Source organism: Pantoea sp. X-Soil-ISGK-355 (assembly GCF_059730805.1).
In genome coordinates, this window is record NZ_AP035972.1 from 88,731 (window position 1) to 114,982 (window position 26,252).

Genomic DNA, 26,252 nt, shown 5'->3' on the forward strand with positions numbered 1-26,252 from the left:
GGGACATTTATGAATGATGATCAACAACTGTACTGGAACCCTATGGTGCCAGAACTGACCGTTACTGACTTTGCCGTTTCGCTGCATTTTTACACCGATGTGCTGGGCTTTGAGGTGCGGATCCAGCGTCAGAATCCTGACTTCGCATACCTCTGCTTTGGTGAGGCGCAATTGATGATTGAACAGTGCCATCCGCAGGGGTGGAACACAGCTGAACTGGAGAGGCCGCTGGGGCGGGGCATTAATTTTCAGATCGAAGTCGATGACATTCAAGCTGTAATGACAGGTTTGCAACAGCATGCCGTGCCACTTTTTCGTGCGTTGAGTGATAACTACTATGACACCGGCGAGACAACCGCCTGCCAGCGGGAGTTTCTGGTACAGGATCCAGATGGTTATCTGCTGCGCTTTAGCCAGTATCTGGAATAAGCTGAAAGCGTTTTCGACACTACCAGTGATGACTTAAATAGCGTAAAAAACGCGCCTGTATTCTGCATTTTATTTTGAATGTTCAGTCATAATAAATATATGTTTTAACTTTACCGGCTTTATTTCAGTCGTAGAGGAAATTCAGCCTGCCATTTACAGCAGGACAATTAATGATTACCCGATCCGCTAACAAAAAATCCATGCGTAGCATGGTAATGAGTGTAAAGATTAAATAAAGGGGCTGAAGGTGTGGCTTCTTTCTGAAAAGGTCATCAGGAAAAAGAACCCAGGCGAAAAAATCTTTCACGCTATGGTCTACACTCACGTTACTTAGCTGGATTAGATAATTCTTAACATTGTCTTTGTAATGAATTTCATTTGGGTAAGTGTTTAAAATTTACATTTATTTTTTCACTCAGCACTTAATCTTTGGGCATGTATGCCGATAACAGGTGATACATACTCAGGAGGACGCACTATGAAATTATTTTTATCTCTCTGCTTTACCACGTTGCTGATCACCCTGGCTGGTCCAGCGAGTGCAGATCCAAATTCAGGTACTATCATCTTCAGGGGAGCCATAACGAACGGTTCGTGTAATATGAATATCGGGCAGAATCCTGTTGTGTTTGACTGCTATGATCCCGCTCGTGGCAAGGCTGTCGTTACAACTGCTGACCTGATGAACCCCAAATCCCTGACTGGCTTGCCTGTAGAAGTAAAAATGCACTGGTTTAACCCTGCGAAATCGAAAGGGATTATTGAGGTCAGCTATCTCTGATTCCCATAACGGATTTTAGTGTTTACCTGAAAACCCCAGTGCGATCTGCAGGTCATAACTCGCAGAGAGTGAATAAAGCATAAAGTCCCTGACATAATAAGGTCTAATCTTCCGTATACCTGTTCAGCAAGAAACAATGTGCTGCACCTTCACCTGGAGATTCAGGTGAGTGAATTCCAGGTGCAGGCTGATGATGCTGACAATTTATTAAAACTCTTTTATTTTATGTGTTCTCAAGCGCTATACCGGTTCCCGAATGGATAAAGATAAAAACCCACCTTTATAGCTAAAGGTGGGTTTTTAATGGTTTTATAAAAAACATCCGGGGATCACGAAGGATCAGAAGAGCGCTGAGTAAAGTACTTCGTACTTTGACGCTTCTCCTTTTTACGACGCAGAACCAGACTGGTGGTAATGATCAACAGTGTTAATCCGCAGGTTGCCAGTAATTCAGCCTGATGCTTCGCGTCAAACAACATGATCACAAGTACGGTCGTGATAAACAGAATCGTTACCCACGTCAGGCCTGGGAATAGCCACATCCGGTAATTCAGGACTTCACCCGCCTTTTCGCGCTTTTTACGCAGCACAAGATGCGATACGGCAATCACCAGATAGACCAGCAGCGCAATCGCCCCCGACGTCGCCAGTAAAAACTCAAACACGACACTTGGCGCAAGGTAATTCGCAATTACTGCCAGAAACGCAGCAGCGGTCGAGAGCAATACCGCAACCCACGGCGTGCCGCTGCGATTAGTGCGTGAAGCAGCAGCAGGCGCATCTTTGCGGCGGGAGAGGGAGTAAAGCATGCGCGATGAGGTATATAGTGCAGAGTTAAGACAGCTGCACACCGCCATCAGCACCACCAGGTCGACAATCAGCCGGGCATGCGGAATGTTCATCGCCGTTAATACCGTCTGCCATGAGCCCTGTTCAACCAGGCCAGGCGTGTTCCACGGCACCAGTGCGACCACAAAGAAAATCGACAGCAGATAAAACAGCGCAATGCGCCAGATAACCGAGTTAGTTGCCTGGGTAATCTGCTTGCCAGGGTTTTTGGACTCGGCAGCGGCAATAGTGACGATTTCGGTACCCATAAAAGAGAACATCGTGGTCAGGATGGCCGCTACAACCGCACTCATACCATTCGGCATAAATCCGTGCGTGTCATAAAGATGCGACAGGCCACTGGTGTTGCTGTCAGGCAGCAGACCCAATACTGCCGCCCCCGCCACACCCAGAAACAGGATAATGGCCACGACCTTGATCAGCGCAAACCAGAACTCAAATTCCCCATAATTTTTAACGCTGAGCAGGTTGGTAATGGTCAGCAGTAACGTGATGGCAAAGGTATATTGCCAGATGGCGACCTCGGGGAACCAGGCGTGCAGAATCGTCCCCGCTGCATTGGCTTCAAGTGGGATCACCAGCACCCAGAACCACCAGTAGAGCCAGCCGATGGTAAAACCGGCCCAGCGACCCAGCGCTTTGTCCGCATAGGTTGAGAAAGAGCCTGAATCGGGTGAAGCGACGGCCATCTCGGCCAGCATCCGCATAATTAACACCACCAGCGCACCGGCAGCCGCGTAAGAGATCAGCACCGCAGGACCGGCTTCAGAAATAGCGTGGCCGGAGCCGACAAACAGCCCTGCGCCAATCACACCCGCAATTGAGAGCATACGCACGTGGCGCGGTTTCAGGTTTTGAGCCAGCGAATCTTCATTCGCACTCTGATTCATCGTCATGTAAACGTCTCCAGGCGACGTCCGGCCTGAATAGCCGGACGAAAGGGGAACAGGCTTGCGTGAACGCACAGCGAAATCAGGCCGGGACGACGGGATGTCCGGCAGAAGCAACACAGTGATTAATTACCGTGGAGAGAATGGTCAGCGCCTGGCTGAACTGGGCATCAGGAATGGTGAGCGGGTAGAGGAAGCGGATGACGTTGCCTTTAGCTCCACAGGTCAGCAGCAGCAGGCCCTGTTCCATTGCCATCTTCTGAACCGCCTGCGCGGTGCTGGCCTGATAGAACTCCATCGCCACCATGGAACCCAGCGCACGTACGTCAGCAATGTCCGGATGTTTGCGTTGATGCTCCAGCAGTTCAGCTTCAAGCCTGGCACCGAGATCGACGGCGCGCTGGCAGAGCTGCTCCTCTTCAATCACATCCAGCACCGCATGGGCTGAGGCGATAGCCAGTGGGTTACCGGCATAGGTTCCGCCCAGGCCCCCAGGCGCAGGTGCGTCCATGACCTCTGCACGACCGGCGATGGCGGAAAGCGGCATGCCGCCTGCCAGGCTTTTTGCCATGGTGATAATATCGGCCTTCACCGGATAGTGCTCCATGGCGAACAGCTTGCCGGTCCGGGCAAATCCACTCTGGACTTCATCCGCAATCAGCAGAATGCCGTGGCGATCGGCCAGCTCCCGCAACTGCACCATAAACTCTGCCGGTGCGGCATGGAATCCGCCTTCCCCCTGCACCGGCTCCAGCACGATCGCGGCCACATCATGCGGTGCAATGTCCTGGGTAAAGATTTCGTCGAGGCTGATCAGTGACGCCTCAATGCTGATCCCCTGAACTGCGCTGGGGTAGCGTGCATGGAAGACAGAAGGTGGCATCGGGCCGAAGTCCCGCTTGTAGGGCGCCACTTTACCGGTCATCGCCATCGTCATGAAAGTACGACCATGGAAAGCGTTACCAAAGGTGATGATGCCGTGACGGCGGGTATAGGCACGAGCCACTTTGACCGCATTTTCCACCGCTTCCGCGCCAGTCGTGAAGAAGGCCGTTTTGGCCGATCCGGCAATGGGCACGCGCTGATTAATGCGCTCGGCCAGGGAGATATAACTTTCGTAAGGGGTTATCTGAAACGCTGTATGGGTAAACTTTGTTAACTGATCGGCAATGGCCTGTTCAATACGTGGATGGCGGTGGCCCGTGTTCAGCACCGCGATGCCGCCAGCGAAATCGATCCAGCTTTTACCGGCCTGATCCCATAAGGTGGCGTTTTCTGCCCGGGCAACGTACCAGTCGCACAGCGTACCGATGCCTTTAGGGAGAGCCTGTGCTTTGCGCTGCTGCATCAGGTTATTATTTTCGCTCATTTCATCCACCTCGTTAATATGCGTGTTTACAATTCCCGACAAACACGTTTATTTATGCCTGAGGCGTGGTGAGTTGCCAGAGCCAATTCTCAGAGGAAAGGTGGAGCCAATTGCGACTCTTGTACGCAGATCATCTATTAGCACGGTTACAGTTTTTAAGAACCGGCTCATTACATCAGCGGCTGCTGAATTGTATGCAGGCCGCAATCGCGGAAGAGGTGTTTCCCCGCGGAAGCCGTCTGCCGCCAACCCGCGATCTGGCGCGCGAACTCGGCGTGTCGCGAAACACGGTAATGCATGTTTATGAAAGTCTGATGGCGCAGGGGTATGTCACCGCGCGCACCGGCAGCGGGACATGGATTGCCGAGACGTTGCCGGAGAATTCTCTGCAAAGTGATGCGATTGCCGATCTTCAGGCGGTGAGGGCGCAACGACCCGCGACGCTGTCAAAGCGGGGTGCCAGTCTGCTGGGGCATGCAACTGCCTCGCCCTGGCAGTGGGGCGCGTTTGTGCCCGGCGCACCCGATGTCACCGAATTTCCTCACAAGCTGTTCAGCCAGATTCAGGCGCGGCTGAACCGCGAACCTGACGTACATCGCCTGGTCTACAGCAGCGGCGGCGGCTGTCCCGATCTTCGCCATGCGCTGGTGGATTATCTGCGGGTGGCGCGTTCCGTACGGGCCGATGCTGACCAGATCCTGATTACCGAAGGGGTTCACCAGGCGGTTGATCTGGTGACGCGGGTGTTATGTGATCCCGGCGATCGGGTCTGGATGGAGGAACCGGGCTACTGGGGAACACGTAATCTGCTGCGCATGAATGGTCTGAAGATTCGCGCGATGACGGTGGATGAGCAGGGACTGGTACCGGACAGCGGCCCGGCCCCTAAAATGGTGTTTGTAACGCCTTCCCATCAGTATCCGCTGGGGGTGCACCTGAGCCTGGCGCGTCGTCAGGCATTGATCGCCCTGGCACGCCGTCATCAAAGCTGGATTGTTGAAGATGACTACGACAGCGAATTTCGCTTTTCCGGTCAGCCTCATCCCTCACTTCAGGGGCTGGAAGCCGATGCACCGGTCATCTACATGGGCACATTCAGCAAGACACTCTATCCCGCTCTGCGTATTGGCTACATGGTGGTGCCGAAATCGCTGGCACAGCCGTTGCGCATCGCGGCGGCGGAACTCTATCGCGGCGGACACCTGCTGATTCAGCGGGCGCTGGCTGAGTTTATCCGACTGGGCCACTACATGGAGCATATTCGCCGGATGCGCCTGCTTTATCGTCAGCGGCGGCAGTTTCTCTGCAGGCTGATTGAGCGCTATCTGGGGCCAGCATTTTTACCGGCATTCAATCATGAGGCGGGACTGCATCTGGTGATGCCGCTGCCAGCGGGCGCGGATGACGTTGCGATAGCTGCAGAGGCGCTGAAACGCGGGGTCAAAGTGCGACCGCTTTCGCAATACTATATGCATCCGCAGGAGGCGCGCGGATTGCTGTTGGGTTATGCCTGCGTCAATGAGCGGCAGTGTCAGGACGCCTTTGGCACACTCAAAGCCTGTCTTATGTCCGCAGGGATGGTCTTTAGTCCGCCGCGTTAGCGGTTCATGGGTTTTAAAAGGCAGCAGTTTCAGGGCTGGAGCTGTGCTAACGCATTGACATTTCATCAGCGTCACCGAGAATACAGCTCTTTGCGTTTCGACCAGAAAATACTGGAGTTTATCATCGCCCTTAATCCCTTTTCTGCACAGGCCAGAGCGGCTATTAAGCGAGGCGCTGCGCTGGCTGCGGCGTTATTGCTGGTCAGTTGCGCATCCGAACCGCCGAAATCGCTGGTGACCCCTTTTCCGCCGGTAACGAAACAGCCATTACCTGTGCCCGGCAAGCCAGCACAGCCTCAGGCTAGTCAACCGATGCGGGGTGTCTGGTTAGCCACGGTGTCACGTCTCGACTGGCCGCCCGTGGCGTCGGTGAACGGCACCAGTCCGGCGCAGCGTATCCGCCTGCAGCAGCAATCCCTGACCAACAAACTGGATAAGCTGAAAAGCCTGGGCATTAACACGGTGTTTTTCCAGGTGAAGCCGGATGCCACGGCGCTCTGGCCCTCAAAAATCCTCCCCTGGTCGGATATGCTGACTGGCAAAATCGGTGAAGATCCAGGATATGATCCGCTGCAGTTTATGCTGGATGAGGCGCACAAGCGCGGCATCAAAGTTCATGCCTGGTTCAACCCTTACCGGGTATCGGTCAATACTAAACCTTCGACCGTCAGCGAACTGAACCGCACGCTGTCACTGCATCCGGCCAGTGTTTTTGTGCTGCACCGCGACTGGATCCGCACCGCAGGGGATCGCTACGTGCTCGATCCGGGCATTCCTGAGGCGCGTGACTGGATCACCAGTATTGTGGCCGAGGTGGTGGCGCGTTATCCCATCGACGGTGTGCAGTTCGATGACTACTTCTATGCCGAATCAGCAGGTTCGCTGCTCAACGATAATCAGACCTTCAGTCGCTATGGGCAGGGTTTTGCCGGTAAAGCGGACTGGCGACGTCACAATACTCAGCAACTGATTGAGCAGGTGTCACGCACTATCAAACAGCTGAAGCCAGACGTTGAATTTGGTGTCAGTCCGGCGGGCGTCTGGCGCAATCTGTCGCACGATCCTGCTGGTTCCGATACCCGAGGCGCCGCAGCGTACGACGAAGCCTTTGCGGATACCCGTCACTGGGTGCAGCAGGGTCTGCTGGATTACATCGCCCCGCAGCTCTACTGGCCTTTTTCCCGTCAGGCTGCCCGATATGACGTGCTGGCAAACTGGTGGGCAGAAGTAGTGAAACCGACTAAAACCCGGCTCTACATCGGTCTTGCGCTTTATAAAGTCGGCGAGCCATCAAAAATTGAACCTGACTGGACGCTCCAGGGTGGTGTGCCTGAACTGAAAAAGCAGCTCGACCTGAATGAATCTAACCCCAATATTGATGGCACCATTCTGTTCAGAGAGAACTATCTGAATCAGCCGCAGACTCAGCAGGCGGTGAGCTACCTTAAAAGCCGCTGGGGAGGCTGAAATGCCCGGACAGCATGACCAGTGCGGTTAAGTTTTTCCCTGTGACTTACTGCTATTCTTGCGCTATATAACAGGCTCTTTTCCATATGATTTCTTTCGATTCCCAGCTATTCCGGGTTTTCCCGCGATAGCTGGTGAATCGCCAAAAAAAACCAGTAACATTTGGGTATACTATTCCTCAATGTTCCTGTGGTTTCCCTTCACTTCCCCTTTTTTCGTGTACATACTGGTGTACATAATTCCCAATCTCCTACGAATCTATGGCGCTCTCAGATGCTGCCCTGCGTTCAATGCTGGGCAAGGAAAATGAAAAAGTTCAGGTAAAAACGGATCGTGACGGACTATCTGCCCGGATATCCTGCAAAGGTCGAATCACCTTTCAGTACCGTTACCGCTGGAATGGGCAGGGTGAACGTGTTGATATCGGCACCTATCCCGCTACCGGCTTAAAAGAGGCTCGCGAAGAGGCAGTAAGAATGCGTGGAGAGCTGGAGCAAAACCGCAATCCTCGTTTACTAAAGCGTATGGCACGCAATGAGGCATATTCTGCGCTGACTGTTGAAGATGTGATCAGGGCATGGCTCGAAAGATATGGCGTCGAAAACAAGAGTGATTATCAGCAGGTATTGCGGTCATTTGAACTGCATCTTTTTCCACAATTAGGCAGTGTTCCCCATGAGAATGCGCCAATCAATATGTGGTTAAACGTTCTGGAACCACTGGCACGAAGAGTTCCATTTATCACCGTCCGACTTTTGAGCAACGCAAAGCAGGCTCATAACTGGGCTTTGCGCCGACAGCTGATCAAAACCACTCCTTTAAGCGATCTGCGAATTGCTGATTTAGGGATCACACTGACTCAGTGTGATCGTGTTTTATCAAGTGACGAAATTGTGACCATTTTCCGTGCGATGGAGGCCAGCAGGCTGGCGCCAAAATTTAAACTGCTGGTTCAGTTGTGCTTGCTGTTTGGTTGTCGTGGCGGTGAACTATCGTACGCAGAAAAAGCACATTTTGATTTTGAAAAAAAGCTCTGGTCAATTCCACCAACGCATCATAAAACCGGTAAACGCACGCGAAAGCCGCTGGTTAGACCAATCATTCCAGAGGCTGAGGAAATGCTGAAGGAATTATTTGATCACTCTTCCCATAGCCAGTATGCGATTGCAAAAAATCTGCGCGACATTCCCCAAGGGCGCGCGACTCTTTCTGATATTCCAGAATTAATCATTAACGCATCGCGGCGGCATCTGGGCATTGAAATGGAACATTGGACGCTACACGATCTGCGCCGAACGGCGCGCACCAATTTTTCTGAACTGACGGAGCCACATATTGCAGAAATAATGCTGGGGCACAAATTGCCGGGGGTATGGCAGGTTTACGACAGGCATGGTTATATCGAGGAACAGCGGCGCGCCTACTCGCTGTGGTGGGCGCGCGTCACGGCGTGGGTTTATGGGGAGGGTAAAGTGTCAGTGCTGGCGCTATCTTCGTGATAACGCATAATGTCGCAGGTGCGAAACGTCAAACGGCTGCGGCGAACCGGTACCGGGAACGCGGGATTATGAGGGCGCTTTGTGCGCCCGTTTACGGATACCCATTTGCGTATAGTTTGCGGTGCTACGCGTAGTAATAGGGCCGCTTCGTCCAGACTGAGATACGGCATTTGTAATAGTGCTGCTACATCAATTTTTTGATCATGGATTGTCATTGCCGTTTTAACCTTTCTCATTGTTTTTCGCTCTAATCTATTTCCAACCTGAACCGATGCCATTGCGTCCAGGCTGGTGGCCAACGTGAAATTTTCCGCAATGCGGGCAAGGATAAACGCTCATTTGCCCGCGATGGCCATGTGTCTGGTGTAATTTTCGAATTGCTATAAAGGCGCCCGCCGCTGTTGGGTGGCGGGCTTTTCCTTCGCATTGTTTGCGCCGTAAACGGCGCTTACTGGCCAATTTCTTCACCAGCACAGGGCTGGTCGAATTTTTGCCGCTGCAGGCGTACATTGTGCATCAAACAAAAATCCTGACGGTTGGCGCTCCATTCCTGATTGAGCGCATTACGCGATGATCTGTTTGCCTTTGCCCAAACTTTTGCCGCGCGGCTGTAATCGCCATTACGCTCTATTTCTGCTGCCTCGCGGGCGGTCAGGTAATACAGCGGGCTATCGTGGTATTTCATGTAATAACTCATGGGACATACTCCGCGCGCATATCATCCAGCGCAGTGGCAAAACGGTTATATTCCTGCGGATCCAGATGGCGCTGCGCCGCCGCTACAGCTGTTTCCAATGCTTGGAATTTCTGACGCGCATCGGTCAAATCTGGTGACAGTTCATCAAATTGTTTTTCGATTTTCTTCATTGCGCTGGCGCGGTGATACCGTTTCACGGCCTTGCCTTTCAGCTCAGTAAAAGCCGTAATCCCTAACGTCGCCTTGTGTTCCTCGATTTTGGCGCGCAGCGCGGTGGCACTCTCTACAGTGGTTATCTGCTCGATTTCGTCGCGCAGCTGCTGCACTAAATCAGGCTCAGCAGGTGCAGTTTCCTGCACAGTGGTGGTGGTTTCCGGCGCTTGTGTTGGTGCTGCAGGTGCGGTAACGCTATCCGCCAGGGCGGAAATCTCGACACGCGGCGCAGCCGGCGTTATATCGCGTTCGATCCGTTCTTCCAGTTCGTCATCGGAATACACGCCTAAAATCACGTCCGGGCAGTACAGGCGTGACCAGCGTTTTACGGCCAGATACGCCAGCTGCTGGCGTGGATCGCTGGCCCACAGTGTGGAGTTGCGCACCTGCGCCTGCGACAAATAGAGCTCGAGCACGCGCGGATCTTTTTCACCCTTGAGCGTCGCATAAACTTTCACGCCAACGCCGCTTTCATCTGCCAGCGTCCAGGCGGGGGCAATGTACTTATTGCCCTTTGATGATGTTTTTTCCTGAAATTTGCCGATCACGTTTTCCCACGGCCCAAACCAGTCGTAATGAATCCGGTCTTTCGTTGGCGCCATGGTGGTGATAACCGCGTTAACAAGCTGCGCCTCATAGCCCAGCGTTCCGCTGATGATGTGCGTTTTCTGCGCCACGGCAAACGGATCCATGCCCCAGCGCGCAGCCTGCATTACGGTGGCCATACACGCATCTGGTTTGCCACGGTAGTGCGCTGGTACCATTTCGCCGCTGTTGGCCATGACTTTGGCCAGATTCTGCAGGCGGTTATACAAATCGCCATTAGTCAGGATCGAGACGTTATCGATCGTGCGTGGTGCGGGGGCGTTGATGGTGGTGATTTCGCTCATTGTGCTGTCTCCATTTTCTGCAGCCATTCCAGCCGGCGCTGGTCTGAATCATTCAAATCATCGACATAATCAGCCGTAATCGGCGCTGGCCAGATGCCGGTGTTTTGCGCGTTGTCGATTTCGCGTAGCGTTTTTTTGTATTCCAGGCGGCCCAGCTGCAGCAGGTCGGGTGACGCCTCGACAATGGCTACCCAGGCGTAATCCTCGTCAGAGTTGATGAAAACCCAAAAAAATTGGTCCAGCCCGGCCACGTCGCAATACATGGCGGCGCTCAGGTGGTAATCGCGGCTGATGATTTCGCGATGCAGGCGCGTTTTAACCTGGTCATGTTTAACGCCCCACATTGAAATGGTTTTCAGATCCAGGCCGATACGGGCAGCGCCGGTGTTGATTTCCGCATCCGGACGCACGCGCAGTTCTAACCCGGTGTCGTCGTCAAAACCAAAATAACTAACCTCGCTTTCCCGGTTCGGGTGCTGCAGCAGCGGCCCGATCGTGGGATGTGCCAGCAGCGCGCCCTGCAGTGCTTTGGCGTGCTGCATCTGTTTCTGCGTAACCAGCGTGCGGCCGTCGTCGCTACCCTTCCAGGTGGCGTAAATCTCGTCGGCAAATGTGGCGCCTGGGCGGATTTTTTTAACCGTGGCGATCAACTCGTCTTTCGTGCCGGACGTGTTCACCGGCTGCGGCCGGCTGCGCTCAGTGGCCACCAGTTCCGGATCGATGGTTTCCAGCGTGGCCAGCAGTTCGTCGCGGCTGCCGGTTGTTTTGTGCAGTGGCGGCAGCGTGGCGTTGTACTGTTTGATCGCCGCTTTCATGGCTGCAGCAGTGTGTTTCTGCTCGGCTGGGATAGTCTGAAACTCTGCCGGCAGCATGCCGTACAACATGCCGGTTTCTGTCACATCTGCGCCCAGCGGGAACGGCTGGCGCAGCGTGCCGTTGTGCGTCTCGATGCGCTGTTTGATCTCGTCTGTGCTTAATCCGGGCTGCAGCGATTCGTTGTACGCCTCGATCGCCTTTTTCAAGCTGGCCGCAGTGGTAAACACGCCCGGCGGTAGAATCGGCTCGATGTTAAATTCATCGGCCAGTTTTTCCGGCTGCAGCGTCATGGTGTGCACCAGCTGGCCAGACGACAGCGCGCTGGTATTCTCCTTAACGATCGTCTTGGCAACGTGGCGGCCGTAGTAGTAGAGCAGGCTTACACGCGCGTCCTTAACCATCGTGCTGCTGATACCGTTCGCGCCGTGGTAAATACCGTTGGGCAAATCGGCATAGCGGCCCGGTTCGAAATAGGCGGGGTATTCTGGCGCCGGCGCTGGTGGTTCGGCGTCGGTGTTATCTGGTACGGTTTCCGGCGTTTCTGGTTCGGCTGGGGCGGCTTCCGTTACAGATTGGGCTGATTGCGGTTCTGGCTCTGCAAATCGTGAGTTAGCGAACAGCGCGGAAACGTCATAGACACCCTTACCCATAGAGCGGATCGGCTGCTCAGTCGTGGCCGCTACTTCTGGTTTTTCGTCATCATTTGCGGCGGTATTTTCTGCCAGTGTTTGCGCTGGCTCAGCTGCTGCAGTAACTGGCGCCGCAGCTGCAGCGCGTGGATCTTCGCTTTGTAAAACCTGTCCCGTCGCATCTGGTTTTCCTTTCCCGATTTTCTTGATCCATTTCTCGATAACATCCTGACGCATCGTCATGCGGCCATCTGCGCGCGCTGCGCTGTCGTTATGCGCTACCAGCCATTCCTGAATGAACTGCAGCAGAGGGGCAAACGCCGGCGCTTTACCGTCAGCTGGCCAGACAGATTTAGCAGCGGCAACGAGCTCAAACATTGTGGAGGGGTAGACAAATTCCAGTTGGCGCACTGAACTGTTGCGGCAGGCCAGCAGCAGGTTTTGCGCATACGTTGCTTCGTCGTCAAACTGCAGCGTAACGATCGCTTTCTGTTGTTCCGGCGTCAGTGTTTCGAATCGTTCAAACAGCCATGCGCCTAAAACACGCTGCGTGAGCGTATCGCCTGATTTTTTATCCGGTGCTGCAGCTGGTTGGATCTGCGCCGGCGCGTTGGTCTGGTTAGGGTTTTTGGTCCAGGTCAGGCCATCTGCTGCCAGCACATAGCGATCGCACCAGGTATCGTCAAAAACGCCATCGGCCGGCAGGTCATTAACGATCGGCAGGTTGGTGCGCACCGGTTTAAAATAGTGCCTATGGTCGTGGCCAGCGTTGGCCAGCAGTTCAGTTAAACGCGCCTGGGCGGTTTTATCGTCTGCTGCATCAAACTGCACGAACAGAGGTTTTACCCCGAATTTTTGTTTACCCTTCATTAAAAACGCGTAACTGCTCATTCCTCACCGCCTAACGATTTAAAAATCTGGTTTGCAAATTCCAGCCCGCCGTTTCTCTCGTCAAAATCACTGCTGAAATCGACAAATGCTGCCCATTCTGTTTCGAGGAAAAAACGCAACACGCGCGCCTCGTTTTCAGTTAATTTGATTTCGTCTGGCATATATCCCCCAATGCAAAAAGGCCGCCGAAGCGGCCTGAAAATTAATGACGGTTTAATCTGGCTGCGATAAGAGCAGCCAGCAATGCAACCGCCGGATCATTTGGTCTGTTATCAACAGTGCGTAATTCTTTTTCTACTACGGCAACGTCATCATGCGAAATATCGCAATATTGGGCGAATAACGCAGAGGTGGCGCAAATATCACAATGTTCCTCAGGCAGTTCGCCAAATGCGGTGAACGGTGTAGAGATTTTTTTACCAGCTTTAACATTTGTAGCCGTGTAACCAATTAATTTTTTTCCAACATAAATGGCCGTTATGGCGTGTTCAGGGCAATCAATGACAACAACTGGATTTAGTTTTACTAACAGGTTTAGGTTTAAATTTTTCATAACACGTCCTTAATTTTGAGTGTATAAATCCCTGCCGGAAATCGGCATATTTAATTTTGTTGCTATTGTTTTTAGTGCTTCTTTGCGCGGCCGCCGATTGCATAGAAATACAATCGCAGCGCCTCATTCCACATCGCCCGATCGCCTAAAAATCTGGCTATCACGGCTTTGCTACGTGCGGCAATAAACGCTTGCTGTCGTGTCATGCTTGCCCCTTATCGCGGCCTGCAGCCCATGTAAGGCCAACAGCCAGCAGAGTTAGAGCGACACCAATTACACAGCCGATTAGGCCGGCCAGACCGTAATAGATCATGAGTTTTCCTCCCTGGATTAGTGAGTTCATGAAAGGCAGCGCCTTTAATCAACACACTAGAGTGCCGGTTACGGTTCCGGCGACGCCAACGGCGCCCGTTTGCCCCTGGTGTTGGGCTTAATCAGTGCTGTTACGTGCATACCAGCGGCGGGCGCCTGCTTCTGTTTTGAACGTCTTACTGCGTGTAAACGTCATGGCCAACCATGTGCCATTACCTGCAGGGAAAACGCCGCTTTTGAGGCTTTCGTTGTTGCCCAGATCGATAGATTCCATTTCATGCTCTCCGGTTGCTGCCCTTGTCGCCGGGCTGGCGGAACGTTTTTGATTGTCACTGTGCAGCGATGTGTTGACGGGGATAAATATAAGATAACTCAATTTCAGTAACAAGCATAAAATTGAGAAAACTAAATATTGTAGGCGTGAAAAATCGCAACCTTATGAAAAGTAGCGATTTTATTTTTTATTGATTCGTTTTCTTGCTTGAAGGAGTTCTGAAAAAAGTTTTTCGAAATTCTCAACGCGCGCACGCAGTTCGTTAATCTGCGATTCCTGCTCAGATACAGGTAATGCTCTGTACAGATTCAATAATTCCTGCTCATCATCTGTAAGGAGGATGATTGATTCTGCGGGCTCTGGAGCTTGCGGGGCGGCTTCACTATCGCCAAAAAGTAGCCACGTTGGGGAACATTGCAGTGTGTGCGCCAGCGCATGTAGATTTTTACCGCGTGGTTCAGTTGCATCGCTTTCCCAAAGCGAAATTGTAGAAGTAGACACGCCTACAGCTTTGCTTAATTCGCGCTGTATCATGCCAACTTCTTTGCGCCGCTGGGCGATGCGAGTGCCAATAGTGATGTTATCCATATTGAGTTATCTTAATTTTGTTTGACTTGATTTTCCTCACTCCATAAGATTATTGAGAAAACTAAAATGGAGTGGTTTTTATGTTGAAATCAGACGCAATCAAATTTTTTTCCACCTCCAGCGGAGTGGCGGCGGCTGCAGGCGTCGATCCATCTGCCGTATCGCAGTGGAAAACATTAGTACCGGAGGGCCGTGCGATGCGCTTACAGCTGGCATCGGATGGCGCACTCAAATATGACCCAGCGGTTTATATCCGAGCTAAAGAGCTTAAACAAAAACTGAAAAGGGAAGTGATTCATGAAAATCAGCATGGAAGCGAACAAGGCGCAGATTGCCCGTGAAGTTGAGAGTTTTGTCACAGAAACAAGCTGGAAATACGTTGCGCTGGCCGTGGCCAGAGGCCGATCTGATTTTCAGGAATCAGCAGCAACGGCGCGTGATCTGCATAATATCGAGCAGCAGATCAAACGTGCGATACGCGGCAATACCGACTATTACCGGCGCCAGTTCGAACTGCTGGCGCCAGAGCTGGTGGCCATTTTGCCGGTCGAACGGCGTGCACGGCTGGCGGATCCAGATAATCCCATGCTGCTGGCCACCGTGGCAGCACGCGAGGGCATACAGGCCGTAAACGCGGTGCATTTGCGTGCACCGGCTGACGTGATCGAAACGAAAATTAACCAGGCTATTGCGGCGTTTGCAGCCATGAAAATGGCGGTGGTAAACACCATGACAGCGATATGATTTTATAGGGTTTTAGATGGCTAACTCATGGCTACGCCTATGGCACGACATGCCAACCGATCCCAAATGGCGAACGATTGCACGCGTGTCTGGCCAGCCTGTTGCATTGGTCCAGGCTGTTTACATTCATCTGTTAGTAAGTGCGTCACAATCGGTCACGCGAGGTCACGCTGATGTCACGATAGAAGACCTAGCGTCACATTTCGACGTGACCGAGCGTGACATAGGGTCTGTAATTGATGCGATGCAGGGCCGTGTTTTGGATGGAAATTATCTTACGGGATGGGAGCGGCGCCAGCCTAAAAGGGAAGACGCTGGAGACACAAAAACTGGCGCAAAATCAGCGGCTCAGCGTAAAAGAGAGCAGCGTGAAAGGCAGAGGTTAAAACAGGCTGAAGAGGAACAGGACAACCGACAAATGACGGAGGAAGAAAAGTCACAAAAATGTCACGCAAAGTCACGCCGTGTCACGACAGATAAAGATAAAGATAAAGATCCAGATAAAGATCTAAAACACACACACAACGCGCGCGAGTCGCTTGTGGATAACTCGATACCAGAAAAACTTGGCGATAAAATCCGGATGCACAGCAGCTGGCAGCCCGATCCCGGATTTCGGCAACGGTCTGAAACATGGGGACGTGTCCTGACAGGCCCGGATCCGGGATACACTGCAGCAGAGCTGACAGAGTTTTGCGTGTACTGGATGGCAGAGGGCGCATTCCGCGCACAGGTGCAGTGGGAACAAAAATTCTCGCTGTATCTGATGACCAGCCGCGCCAGTGCTGGGCGCAGGCGTGGTAATGGGCTCGTTGGTGATCTCAGTTCGATGGACTATGAGATTCCCAACGGATTCAATGGCAGGTAAAATCATCGCGGCAGCTGCGTGGCGTTCAACCGCCCACCAGCAGCCGGGAATAATTAAATAAATATTTAAATATTGGCGGGTTTTATTTTTTGAACGATGGGGGGGAATTAAATTCAGTGCAATATTAGAACTCAGTCCGGACAAAATATATATTTGCGTTACATAATGATTTACGGCAAATCAGGCAAAATAAACAAAATATCGAAACCGCTCTAATGTTTAATCCAAATCAATACACCACAATTTAACAATTGGCCGGAATAATAAACAGGTCTAAATTACGCCCCGCCAACACAGGGTAACACATCAACCCATTCCCGGTTATAACCCTGTAGAGTTATGTTTATTCTCGAATAATTAATAATTCACACTGGATCCTGTTACTCATCATCAAATAAATAGGGTACGTATTGAAATGTTTATTCCTGACGCTGCTATTTTTGATATTAACGAAAACACTAGGCCCATTCTAATTACGAGAAAAGAGGACGGTACATTTAAATCTGGTCGAGTGCTGCAATCTGACGAATTCGTTACAAGCTTTAAAAAATTTAATGAGGCGTGCCGCCTTGCAGGTCTGTTTATTGTAGATTCAACAGGCCGCAGATTATAATCATTTCCGGCCTGAACAGCCTGATTGTCTCTGTGCCATTTTTTAGGGGAAAAAATTTGGCACTTTTTTTTGTTTTGTTTTCCGTGACTGGCTTCGATTTTGCCAGCCAGACCCGCTTTCCTCGCGTGCGTACGCGTTTGGGGGGCCTTGATGCAGATTGATTGGTTTCGCCTAATTACTGACCTGGAGCGCGCAGGATTCACACACAATAAAATCGCACGGCAGCTGGTGGCCTCCAGGTCATCAATATTCTACTGGAAAACAGGCTCAGAGCCGCGCTACAGCGATGGGGAACGGTTAATCCGCCTGTGGGAACTCGTTACCCATAAAACGCTGGAGGATTTGCCCTACGTTGAATATCAGCGTGCTCGGTACCGGAGGGGCGGATCTCGTTCATCGCGTTAGCCGGCACTGGCTCAAAATGATTTTACTGACATCGTTGCGGCACTCTGATTGCTCTCACACCTGCAACCGTCATTTAGCCAGGATTTAGAACGGTGGTTGCGCCATCCTCTCGGCTGAACAACAGTCAGGAGAATCCAAAGTGAACCTCGAAAACGCCATTAAATATTTTTCGCCGAAATCACCCATGCTTAGTGATGCCCCCGGCTCAACCGGCGATCGGCTAGCCATATCTGATGTGATGGCGTCGTTCGGGCTGACTGAGGCCCAGGCGCGTTTCGGGTTTGAGCTGTTTCTCTCAAAATACGGCATTACATCCAGCGAACGCGCCATGGCCATGCTCACTGATTACGGGATGACCCAGGCGCTAAATTACCGGGCGCTCGCCGCCCTGGATGAGCCTGTCAGGCGTGACCTGGTGAAATTGTTCTCAATGTTCGCCTATGAGGACTATACGCGCAGCGCAGCCAGTACCCGCCCATGCAGTTGTTGTAGCGGTACCGGATTTATCAAGGCAGAAGTGTTTACCACCAAATCGCATATGCCATACCGTGAACGGGATTTTGTTAAGGCATCAGTGAAAATGGGTGTGAAAGGCGTACGACCTGCGGACTATGAGCACACACGCACCGTCAGAGATGTTGAGCGGGTAATCTGTTCATCATGTGGGGGGAAAGGGACCATCAGCAATGCCTGCCGCTGTCGTGGGCGAGGCACGGTGCTGAATGAGTATCAGAGCAAGGTTCAGGGCGTACCTGTTACAAAAACATGTTCAAAATGCACCGGCCGTGGTTATGCGCGTTTACCAGGTGAGGCAGTGCGTCGGGCAGCTGGTCTGACTGTGATGGCAATTAGCGAGCCCACCTGGCGTCGTAAATTTAAACCGTTCTATGAAATGCTGATTACTCAGTGCCACCGAGAGGAGGCGCAGGCAGAAGCGCTGCTGAAGAAGGTCACAGATACTGGCCATCCTCGCGAGCATATGCCCCTGCATGGCAAGCCACATTGACGGCGTGACGAAATTAGCCGAATATATTGTCAATGATGCGGTTTTTGCATGTTGTTCATATGCTAAACCCATCATTTAAATAAATGTTAAAAAGCCCCTATTTTTATAACAACGGGGCTTTTTTATTGCCTACAAGATCATGTATGTTGTTTTCTTTTGACAAGGAAATCATTATGACATGGCAAGGCGTACCGTTTGCTTTCAACTTAGACTCCATTAATCAAACTCTTTTGCGCGTGAGTCAAATTCCTACCGTACATGTAGATACAGGCTTTGGTTGGGATACACTTTTTGGTTCAATTGTAGCCGGTGCGATTCCTGCCTTCATAGCTTGGTATACTATTAAAAAAAATCTTGCCGCACTTGAGAAGGACAGAGCGGATCAGCAGAGTACTTTTGATAAAGATAGAGATGCGCAACTTAATATTGCGGCGAAAAATCTAAACGCTCAAGTTTTATCAAATAACAGGCAGCAGTGGATAAATTACCTTAGAAAAAATATTTCCGAATTTGTATCCCTTTCTGCTAGTGCAATCCAGCATAAAGTTACATGGTATCTTCATGTAAAAGATATTCCTATAAGATCAGTAACTGAGACTCTAGGGAGAGATTTTCTCAACGATTTCTTTAAAGAGAAATATCAAATGGTTGGTCTTGCAACTGAAATTAAGTTAATGCTCAACCCCGCAGAGAATGATTCAAAAGCAATAATTAATTATCTCGATAGAATTAACTCTCTGATGGATGACGGGAATTTGGTAAACTTTTACGAGTTCGGGAGTGAGGTTAAAGTTAGATATGATAGTTGTGTTGAAGAACTTACACAAGTTGCTCAGAAATGCCTAAAAGCTGAATGGGATAGAGTGAAACAAGTCATTTGATTATACCCACCTTTTGTTAGGCTCGCTTCGGCGGGCTTTTTTAGTTTTGGGATTTTAATATCCGATTAATATCTCATTATTTCACACAGATGACGTCGGTTCAAATCCGGCGGATGCTCCAATTCAATTACTATCAATGAATACCAAAAATAATCGTAAGCCAAACGTTTCCAGGGCTGCAGGTACTCCAGCACCAATTATTTATGGCGGAGAAACGATCGGATATGGCTGTACCGATTTGTATGTGGCCACAATCCCAGCGTGGTTGGCCCGCGTCGTTATTATTAATTATCACTACAGCAAACGTATCGTTAATAATTCGTATCTGCATTTAGGTGTTTTCAGTGGGCGCGACCTGGTTGGTGTCATGCAATGGGGATATGCAATGAACCCGGCCTCCGGTGCCAGTGTTGTTAGTAGAACTGGCAACCGGGAATATATGGAGCTGAATCGCCTATGGATTCACGATTCGATGCCCCGAAATACTGAGTCGCGCTGCATCAGCTATGCGCTAAAAACCATTCGATTGCTATATCCCAGCGTTCAGTGGGTCCAGACATTTGCAGATGAGCGATGTGGTAAGTGTGGTGTTGTTTATCAAGCCAGCAACTTTGTCTATGTGGGATATCATAACAGCACGTTCTATGAGCTGGATGGTGAGTGGTTCCATAAAATAGCCATGACAGCCAAAGGGCGCAAAGCTGGCACGCGCGGTCAGTATCTGAAGGAAAATTCCCACCGGGTGACAGCGCATACATTTCGTCAATTTCGATATATCAAGTTTCTTAATAAAAGAGCTAAAAAAAGACTGAACAGCAAATTTACGATTTTGCCATATCCCAAGCCCACCAAAACCTCCGGCTAGAGTAATCAAAAATGCTGACTCAGTAAGCGAAAATGATTACTATGGCCCCATGTTAAACAGACAGGAGGAGTAGTGAAGCAGGGCGAGTTCAGGCGGTGGCTTGAATCTCAGGGGGTCGAAGTTTTAAGCGGTACTTACCATCTGAAGCTGAGATACAACTGGAAGCGAAGCGTATTGCTGAGGCATCCCGTCGCTGAGTTAAAAGAATCACTGCGAAAGGCCATAATGTAGTAGTTAGGCCTGAATTAATTAACCAGCCCTCAGAGGCTGATTCTCGCGAAGCTTTACTAAAATGATATGCGATACTCGATTAATCTCGAACCGTGCGACGGCGGATATGTGGTTTCGTTCCCGGATATACCTGAGGCGCTGACTCAGGGCGATACGCGTGAGGAAGCGTTACATATGGGGTTTGATGCGCTGGTTAATTCATTTGATTTATACTTTGAAGATAACCAGCCAGTTTCCGACACCAAGTCCGGTTTCTGGCGATTTTATAGAGGTTCCGGCGAGTATGTCGGCGAAGGTATTATTACTGAATGCTTTCCTTGCCTCCGGCTTAACTCAGGTTGAGCTGGCTTCACGCATGGGGGCTAAAAAGCAGGAGGTGACGCGCATCTTTAGTCTTCACCATTCGACCAAAATAGATACAATTCAAAAAGCGCTGAATGCGCTGGGTAAGCGGCTTGAGTTAGTCGCTGCCTAATAGCTGTAAGTATTCTAATTCAAGTGCTTACATGGTTGAGCCTTTGGGATCTCACGAGGCATGCAAGTCAATGTCAAAATTTTTCTAATTGTATCTTTATTTTTCTCCCCAATTCGTTAAGTTATGTTCAGGATCAACCAGCGAATAGGGCTGTTAAATGTTATCAACTTTTGAAAGATGGATCTCTTTCTTCGATTTTGCGTTTCAACCGACTCATGCAGCTGCGCCAGACATCGCGGTAGGTGACATATTTGCAAGACTAAAAAATTTGGTTGATTCTGGAGATGCAGTGAGGCTTTACAATCAAAGTTCCCGAGCTGTGCGAATTTCTGAAATGGTTTATGAGGATGGAGACTCAGAAGCAACACTACTTGTTCAGTTATGCGATAAAAACGGGTCAGATCCTGTTTTTGGAGAGCTTACAACTGGGCATCTTCGAGTTGAACCCAAACTTGCTGGTGAGGGAATAGCTGTTTCAAGTCACATAGTAATATCTACTTCATTAGTCCAGCATACTGCTGACCATTTCAAAGCTTTAGTTGAATCAGTGCCAGGTATAAGTAAATCTATTTTACAACCTTTTTTAAATGCGATGCTGCGTGAGGCTTTCACAGGTCAAGAGTTCAAAAATCCAGCAACAAAAGCGATGTGCCAGCTTAAGCCCAAACTTGAGATTTTTTCCCATGGTTCTCAAACGTTGCTGGATACTTTGAACGGTGCAAAGCTACATAATGTGAAACTAGTAAGCACACGCAAGAAAGGAGGTATGGATAAAACAGCTTATACTGAGCTATCAGAACGCTCTGTTAGATACAAAATTATTAAACAACCACCAAGAGCAGATAAGGCAAGATTACTCGAAATATTAAGAAAGAAAGGCCAGCAGTCCGGCTATAGTAAAGTGTCGATTAGCTACTCGAAGGATGGTCGACAGGCTAGTTTAGATTTGGATAGAACTGAAGATGCAGCCACAAAGCTTTTCACTAAAAGCGAAAAGTTGATTCTCGGCTCTGGTATCAATCAATGTGAGAGTTCGATACATCAAGAGCTTGAACAAAAGATGAAAGGATTATTGTAAACGAGGTTCGGCATGAAGCTCTTCTCACCATTGAACTACCTTCGTATCAAACATGATGAAAAAAAATGGTACGACCTTTGGGTGCCGGCGCTTGGTGCGACTATGGCAATGGCAGTGTACTATTTTTGTCATGAGCACATTCCATTAGTGGGTGGTAGTGGTTTGATAGTTCAAGTTAACGGTTTGTTGCAAGTTTTGATAGGTTTCTATATTGCTGCATTAGCAGCAGTTTCGACTTTTAGTAACTCGACAATAGACGAAGTAATGGCAGGAGACCCTCCTACTATCGTTGAAAAGTACCGAGGGACTAAGCTAAAAGTGGACCTGACAAGAAGAAGGTTTGTTTGTTTTTTGTTCGGTTACTTGGCGTTAATGAGCTTTGTTTTATTTAGCGTAGGGCTTGTATCAATCTTGCTCGGCAAAGTAATTTCTGCATGGGTGGTTGAAATTAGTTCAATTGAAATTTTCTGGATTATAAAGACTTTTTTTGTTGGGGTTTACTCTTTCATTCTTATAAATATAATAACAACGACCTTGTTAGGGTTATATTTCCTTTCAGTTAGATTCCATCAATCTTCGCTTTAAGACTTTAATCAAGAAAGGTTAGAGGCTCACTTCGGTGGGCCTTTTTTGTATCTTAGGGCGCTCTAAAAAACAGAGGAAGAAATAATGGCAGAGCCATTGAGCACCAGTGCTACGGCAACCGTAGCCAACTGGGGCATTGTCACGTCTGCACTAGTGGGTTTTATCACATCTGCAGATTACTCAATCGCTTTTGGTGCGTTTGCCGGATCAATGTGTTTTATCGTCACAGCCAGTGATCTGACGAGGCGACAGATATTCGGCTATTTCCTGTTTGGATATGCAGCAGGGATTTTTGGGGCCGGTTTTATCGCAGACAAAATTGAGGACTATCTGAATTACCGTGAAAAACCTCTGGACGCATTGGCAGCAGTAATCATTTCCGCTGCTGCGGTGCAAGGCTATTTCTGGCTGAAAAATGGCGGCATTTCAAAACTGCCTTTCGTCAAAAAATGGATGGGGGAACAATCATGATCAGCCACGATCTACTGACGGTAATTGATGTCGTCATTTGTGCTGCTATTGCCTTGCGTCTGATGCTGTTCAGTAAAACGGGTAGAACGCATAAACCGAGTATCTCGTGGATTGCTGCTGGCCTGATACTGTTTTACGGCAACTTTGGACTGCTCTGGTTATTCGGTCATTACCACGCCAGCGGCTGGCCAGTGGTAGTGGCGAACGCACTAATATGCATCGTGGTGTTTGCGGCGCGTGGAAACGTTGCGCGCATTGCTTCTTATCCAACGGAGGGAAATAGTAAAAAATGACAGGTAATAAAAAACCACGCGGCATCCGCAACAACAATCCTGGGAACATTCGATGGGGCGATGAGTGGCAGGGGCTGGTGCCAAAATCCCAGCGCACTGATAAATCGTTCTGCCAGTTCATTTCGCCAGAATACGGTATCCGGGCGATGATCGTCATCCTGCGCAATTATCAAAATAAATACGGGCTGCGCACGGTCACCGGCATGATCAAGCGCTGGGCGCCACCTAACGAGAACAATACGCAGGCATACATCAATAGTGTGGCGCAGGCTACAAGTACTGGAGCGAATCAGCCGATTGATCTGACCGACAGCCGTAAACTGTTTCAGTTACTGCAGGCCATCATCCAACACGAAAACGGCTCCCAACCTTACGGATTCGATGTTTTCGTTAGCGCTCTCGATCTGGCTGGCCCGTGATAGGTGCAGAACCGATGAGAAATTGCTGGCTCGCTGGAGTCCTTATAGTTGCCATCCTGGCGCTTGGCTGGGCTGCTAACTGCACAACAATTTATTAGAAAACATCGCTGATCTGTAAATTAGCTACGTTGGGTGCGGACGTTATGGTCAGCCTAGAATTGATTAAAATCGCTGGTGTACTGTGTGATGCTGAAGGTAACGCATTGCCGTTCGCGCTGGTTGCTAATCCCATACCGTGTCTGCACATCTGTACTGGAATAATGACAGTACGCTGGCGCTCGTATCGAGGGTCGTATTGTTGACCGGTTGCGGAAAACAATAAAAGCCGCAAGTGGAGAGTACTGATAAGTGAAATAGCCCCATCAGAACTCACAGCATCGCTTACTAACAAGTTAGATATACTGATGCCACCCGTTTCGGTGACATACGGTGATAGCAGGCCGTTAAACGCAGAATGCTATGATATTGTAAACACTGTAAAACCGATCGCGCAGTTGTATTAACTCTTGAAAATGATAGGTTTTTAATTAAATGGACTTAATAATTAATCAAAAATTGAAGTGTTGCAGATCCTATGTATAGGAATGTTTTCAAATTTAACAACTTTTATTTTCGTGGCAATTTAGTCAAGAAAAACCCATCTTCCATGGCTTTTTTATGGAGCCATAGCTTTATAGCACTTTTTGCAAAACCCTTAGAGAAGGTTTTTTGTGGATAACTATTGAGTTACTAACAGGCTTGTTAACAATAATTGGTGGTATTCTATTTTAAATATTGAAAAGTAAGGTCACCCTCAGGAGTCAAGATTTTATTTTTCTAAATCTGGTTTTATGCATTTTCGATGATCTAGAACTATGTAAGTGAATACGCTAAAATCTCTTATGCCATAGTTAAGAAATAATAATGATTTGGCGTCGATTTTACAGATTAGGTGATTACATGTTCGCAGCGCTTCCAAAATCCAAAGAGTATGGTGACAAGCTTGTAGATATCCTAACTTCTGGGCAAAAGCTCGAAGAATGGGAGATGCACAGCTGGATTCGCGATATTAAGAAGCTGCACGATCGTAGGGAAGAGTCCTATTTACTGGCTTTAGCGTATGCAGCAGGTGGTAAGAAAGAAAAGGCTATCGTACACTTTGAAGAGTCACTCTATAACGATGATGATGGAGTTAATGCAAGTAATTACATCATTTACATCGGAACAGAAGGCAATGTAGAAGAATATCTTAAGGTTTCTTCTAAACTTGCCGATATGTATGTCTCTAGAGAGATGTATGCCTTTGCATTCTATATGCATCTTCATTGCGGTAAGCTTGAAGATGCTTTGGAGTATGCAAAGAACTACATTAAAGTAAGCCCAGATGGCGAGGATAAGATTATGCAAAACCAGTTAGCATATCTTGAATCGAACTATAAAAAATTTATGGAAGTTTCAAAAATCGGCAAAGCGCAATTCGATATTTTGGCGACTTCAATGGCTCAGGTAATGCGAAAGCATAAGGCGTCATCAGCGCTTCATCATTTCCATAACATTACTGAGGAATCAGTAAATGCATACGTCATTACCATTCCTAATGCCGATTTAGATAAAGTATCACAAATGAATTATGACTTAGCTTTTGAATTAGCCGATCATGATGAGTTATTAGGAGTTCATGTCAGTGCTTGGTTTGAGGTAGGTCCGTCTTCGCAGATGGATGAAGCTTCACTAACTTATATGGATAAAAAATAATGGCCGTTACTAGTCAGGACTTTATAAGTTTTGCCGATGGTTGCATTTTACGCAATGATGAAATCGGATTTCGTAATGCAATCGGTAGAGCTTATTATGGTGCTTACCATCATGCCATTGCAAAGTTAGCTAATGGGCCGAAAGATAGTCACTCAGGTCTAATAAATTATTTGCAGGGTGACGCATGGCGCGTCCCTGCAGAAATTTTTGAAAAAAGAAAAATGGTTGCTTTAAGCCATGTACTGTTAGCGATGAAAGCACAGCGGACACTGAGTGATTACGCACTTAAAGAAGACATTAATAAAAGCAACGCTGACGGTGCCATGAAAAATGCAACGAACGCATTTAGAATCATAGATTCTTTTTAAATTCATTTGACTTCACTAAAGCGCTCATACTAGAGCGCTTTTATAATTTTTATCGTTTGCTATAGATGATAGTACTAGTGATGCGCCTATCACCTAATCTTCAATTAGAAAACACAAACTCTAAGCATTTTTTACCATTACTGATGTTGCTTTTAACTTAAAATTAATTTTTATTTATTTAACTCCGCGAACATAAGTTGCATCTATTAAACTATAATTTAAATCTGAATGGATGACGGCTGAATTAATTAAACTCTTCTATTAACTGGTATGTTTATAATGGGAAAGCTCAATTTTCAACTATAATCTTTCGTGATTAATAATTATTTAAGAACACTTGGTGGTCAAATTCCACTTTAAAAAAATGAATCATTACATTAAGTTCCGCACTAAATTGGCAAAAGCAGCTTTAGAAGCATCTCCAGCAAACACTCAATTATCCAGAGTAGAAGATCTACCTATGGGTGT

General features: G+C 49.0%; 29 protein-coding genes and 1 pseudogene. 20 read left to right on the forward strand and 10 right to left on the reverse strand.

The window, feature by feature from the left end; all coding sequences use genetic code 11:
* The first annotated feature begins 9 nt into the window (after positions 1-9).
* Positions 10-429: a bleomycin resistance protein gene (locus tag AC6I8J_RS19090; protein ID WP_253418000.1), complete on the forward strand. Its 420-nt coding sequence runs from the start codon at positions 10-12 to the stop codon at positions 427-429.
* 478 nt (positions 430-907) lie between these two features.
* Positions 908-1,210, forward strand: coding sequence for a YmdA family protein (locus AC6I8J_RS19095; protein WP_161735727.1), 303 nt, complete (start codon positions 908-910; stop codon positions 1,208-1,210).
* 329 nt (positions 1,211-1,539) lie between these two features.
* Here AC6I8J_RS19095 and gabP read toward each other — a convergent pair whose 3' ends face one another.
* Both gabP and gabT read right to left on the reverse strand, forming a co-directional pair.
* Complete coding sequence (gene gabP, locus AC6I8J_RS19100; protein ID WP_161735729.1) at positions 1,540-2,955, reverse strand: GABA permease; 1,416 nt, start codon at positions 2,953-2,955, stop codon at positions 1,540-1,542.
* Positions 2,956-3,031: 76 nt separating this feature from the next.
* Positions 3,032-4,318 (reverse strand): 4-aminobutyrate--2-oxoglutarate transaminase, encoded by a 1,287-nt coding sequence (gabT, locus tag AC6I8J_RS19105; protein WP_260058638.1) that lies wholly within the window; start codon positions 4,316-4,318, stop codon positions 3,032-3,034.
* A gap of 110 nt (positions 4,319-4,428) precedes the next feature.
* On the opposite strand from gabT, the gene pdxR reads away from it, so the two are divergent.
* From pdxR to AC6I8J_RS19120, 3 genes are all read left to right on the forward strand, one after another.
* Positions 4,429-5,919 (forward strand): MocR-like pyridoxine biosynthesis transcription factor PdxR, encoded by a 1,491-nt coding sequence (gene pdxR / locus AC6I8J_RS19110; RefSeq protein ID WP_222925591.1) that lies wholly within the window; start codon positions 4,429-4,431, stop codon positions 5,917-5,919.
* A 90-nt stretch (positions 5,920-6,009) separates the two neighbouring features.
* Positions 6,010-7,386: a glycoside hydrolase family 10-like protein gene (locus AC6I8J_RS19115; RefSeq protein WP_256497358.1), complete on the forward strand. Its 1,377-nt coding sequence runs from the start codon at positions 6,010-6,012 to the stop codon at positions 7,384-7,386.
* A gap of 260 nt (positions 7,387-7,646) precedes the next feature.
* Positions 7,647-8,885, forward strand: coding sequence for a tyrosine-type recombinase/integrase (locus AC6I8J_RS19120; protein ID WP_497825677.1), 1,239 nt, complete (start codon positions 7,647-7,649; stop codon positions 8,883-8,885).
* Between the two features lie 448 nt (positions 8,886-9,333).
* Here AC6I8J_RS19120 and AC6I8J_RS19125 read toward each other — a convergent pair whose 3' ends face one another.
* The 8 genes from AC6I8J_RS19125 to AC6I8J_RS19160 form a co-directional block, all read right to left on the reverse strand.
* Positions 9,334-9,570 (reverse strand): ANR family transcriptional regulator, encoded by a 237-nt coding sequence (locus tag AC6I8J_RS19125; protein ID WP_497825678.1) that lies wholly within the window; start codon positions 9,568-9,570, stop codon positions 9,334-9,336.
* Positions 9,571-9,578: 8 nt separating this feature from the next.
* Positions 9,579-10,685, reverse strand: coding sequence for a RecT family recombinase (locus AC6I8J_RS19130; protein WP_497825679.1), 1,107 nt, complete (start codon positions 10,683-10,685; stop codon positions 9,579-9,581).
* Entirely contained in the window at positions 10,682-13,021 is a 2,340-nt protein-coding gene (locus AC6I8J_RS19135; RefSeq protein WP_497825680.1) for a RecE family exodeoxyribonuclease, read from the reverse strand. The genes AC6I8J_RS19130 and AC6I8J_RS19135 overlap by 4 nt, the downstream gene beginning before the upstream one ends.
* On the reverse strand, positions 13,018-13,182 hold the full coding sequence (locus AC6I8J_RS19140; protein ID WP_497825681.1) for a hypothetical protein: 165 nt from the start codon (positions 13,180-13,182) through the stop codon (positions 13,018-13,020). The genes AC6I8J_RS19135 and AC6I8J_RS19140 overlap by 4 nt, the downstream gene beginning before the upstream one ends.
* Positions 13,183-13,223: 41 nt before the next feature.
* The gene (locus AC6I8J_RS19145; protein WP_497825682.1) at positions 13,224-13,574 is read right to left on the reverse strand and encodes a hypothetical protein; all 351 of its coding nucleotides are present in this window, start codon (positions 13,572-13,574) and stop codon (positions 13,224-13,226) included.
* 71 nt (positions 13,575-13,645) lie between these two features.
* Positions 13,646-13,780, reverse strand: a complete 135-nt coding sequence (gene kil, locus AC6I8J_RS19150; RefSeq protein ID WP_497825683.1) for a host cell division inhibitory peptide Kil — start codon at positions 13,778-13,780, stop codon at positions 13,646-13,648.
* Positions 13,781-14,004: 224 nt separating this feature from the next.
* A complete protein-coding gene (locus AC6I8J_RS19155; RefSeq protein WP_497825684.1) occupies positions 14,005-14,160 on the reverse strand; it encodes a DUF1391 family protein in 156 nt (51 codons plus the stop codon).
* 180 nt (positions 14,161-14,340) lie between these two features.
* Positions 14,341-14,748, reverse strand: coding sequence for a helix-turn-helix domain-containing protein (locus tag AC6I8J_RS19160; RefSeq protein ID WP_497825685.1), 408 nt, complete (start codon positions 14,746-14,748; stop codon positions 14,341-14,343).
* A gap of 80 nt (positions 14,749-14,828) precedes the next feature.
* Between AC6I8J_RS19160 and AC6I8J_RS19165 the strand changes: the two genes are divergently transcribed.
* The 15 genes and pseudogenes from AC6I8J_RS19165 to AC6I8J_RS19235 all read left to right on the forward strand — a co-directional run bounded on the left by AC6I8J_RS19165 (position 14,829) and on the right by AC6I8J_RS19235 (position 25,784).
* Positions 14,829-15,089, forward strand: a complete 261-nt coding sequence (locus tag AC6I8J_RS19165) for a Cro/CI family transcriptional regulator (protein ID WP_497825686.1) — start codon at positions 14,829-14,831, stop codon at positions 15,087-15,089.
* Positions 15,046-15,492, forward strand: coding sequence for a toxin YdaT family protein (locus AC6I8J_RS19170; protein ID WP_497825687.1), 447 nt, complete (start codon positions 15,046-15,048; stop codon positions 15,490-15,492). Before AC6I8J_RS19165 ends, AC6I8J_RS19170 begins: the two co-directional genes overlap by 44 nt.
* 16 nt (positions 15,493-15,508) lie before the next feature.
* Positions 15,509-16,360: a DnaT-like ssDNA-binding domain-containing protein gene (locus AC6I8J_RS19175; protein ID WP_497825688.1), complete on the forward strand. Its 852-nt coding sequence runs from the start codon at positions 15,509-15,511 to the stop codon at positions 16,358-16,360.
* Between the two features lie 1,157 nt (positions 16,361-17,517).
* Entirely contained in the window at positions 17,518-18,384 is an 867-nt protein-coding gene (locus AC6I8J_RS19180; protein WP_497825689.1) for an antitermination protein Q, read from the forward strand.
* Between the two features lie 173 nt (positions 18,385-18,557).
* Positions 18,558-19,265 carry a hypothetical protein gene (locus tag AC6I8J_RS19185; protein WP_497825690.1) on the forward strand — a complete coding sequence of 236 codons (708 nt, stop codon included), beginning with the start codon at positions 18,558-18,560 and terminating at the stop codon, positions 19,263-19,265.
* 136 nt (positions 19,266-19,401) lie between these two features.
* Positions 19,402-20,130, forward strand: coding sequence for a Mom family adenine methylcarbamoylation protein (locus tag AC6I8J_RS19190; RefSeq protein ID WP_497825691.1), 729 nt, complete (start codon positions 19,402-19,404; stop codon positions 20,128-20,130).
* Between the two features lie 72 nt (positions 20,131-20,202).
* Positions 20,203-20,361 carry an mRNA interferase gene (locus tag AC6I8J_RS19195; RefSeq protein ID WP_497825692.1) on the forward strand — a complete coding sequence of 53 codons (159 nt, stop codon included), beginning with the start codon at positions 20,203-20,205 and terminating at the stop codon, positions 20,359-20,361.
* A 66-nt stretch (positions 20,362-20,427) separates the two neighbouring features.
* Positions 20,428-20,836, forward strand: a pseudogene (locus AC6I8J_RS19200) (type II toxin-antitoxin system HicB family antitoxin).
* A gap of 157 nt (positions 20,837-20,993) precedes the next feature.
* Positions 20,994-21,914 (forward strand): hypothetical protein, encoded by a 921-nt coding sequence (locus AC6I8J_RS19205; protein WP_497825693.1) that lies wholly within the window; start codon positions 20,994-20,996, stop codon positions 21,912-21,914.
* Between the two features lie 12 nt (positions 21,915-21,926).
* Positions 21,927-22,499 carry a hypothetical protein gene (locus AC6I8J_RS19210; RefSeq protein ID WP_497825694.1) on the forward strand — a complete coding sequence of 191 codons (573 nt, stop codon included), beginning with the start codon at positions 21,927-21,929 and terminating at the stop codon, positions 22,497-22,499.
* 84 nt (positions 22,500-22,583) lie between these two features.
* Positions 22,584-22,970 (forward strand): putative holin, encoded by a 387-nt coding sequence (locus AC6I8J_RS19215; protein ID WP_497825695.1) that lies wholly within the window; start codon positions 22,584-22,586, stop codon positions 22,968-22,970.
* Positions 22,967-23,263, forward strand: a complete 297-nt coding sequence (locus AC6I8J_RS19220) for a phage holin family protein (protein WP_497825696.1) — start codon at positions 22,967-22,969, stop codon at positions 23,261-23,263. Before AC6I8J_RS19215 ends, AC6I8J_RS19220 begins: the two co-directional genes overlap by 4 nt.
* Positions 23,260-23,682: a structural protein gene (locus AC6I8J_RS19225; protein WP_497825697.1), complete on the forward strand. Its 423-nt coding sequence runs from the start codon at positions 23,260-23,262 to the stop codon at positions 23,680-23,682. Before AC6I8J_RS19220 ends, AC6I8J_RS19225 begins: the two co-directional genes overlap by 4 nt.
* A gap of 939 nt (positions 23,683-24,621) precedes the next feature.
* On the forward strand, positions 24,622-25,416 hold the full coding sequence (locus AC6I8J_RS19230) for a hypothetical protein (RefSeq protein ID WP_497825698.1): 795 nt from the start codon (positions 24,622-24,624) through the stop codon (positions 25,414-25,416).
* Positions 25,416-25,784, forward strand: a complete 369-nt coding sequence (locus tag AC6I8J_RS19235; RefSeq protein WP_497825699.1) for a hypothetical protein — start codon at positions 25,416-25,418, stop codon at positions 25,782-25,784. Before AC6I8J_RS19230 ends, AC6I8J_RS19235 begins: the two co-directional genes overlap by 1 nt.
* Positions 25,785-26,252 lie beyond the last annotated feature (468 nt).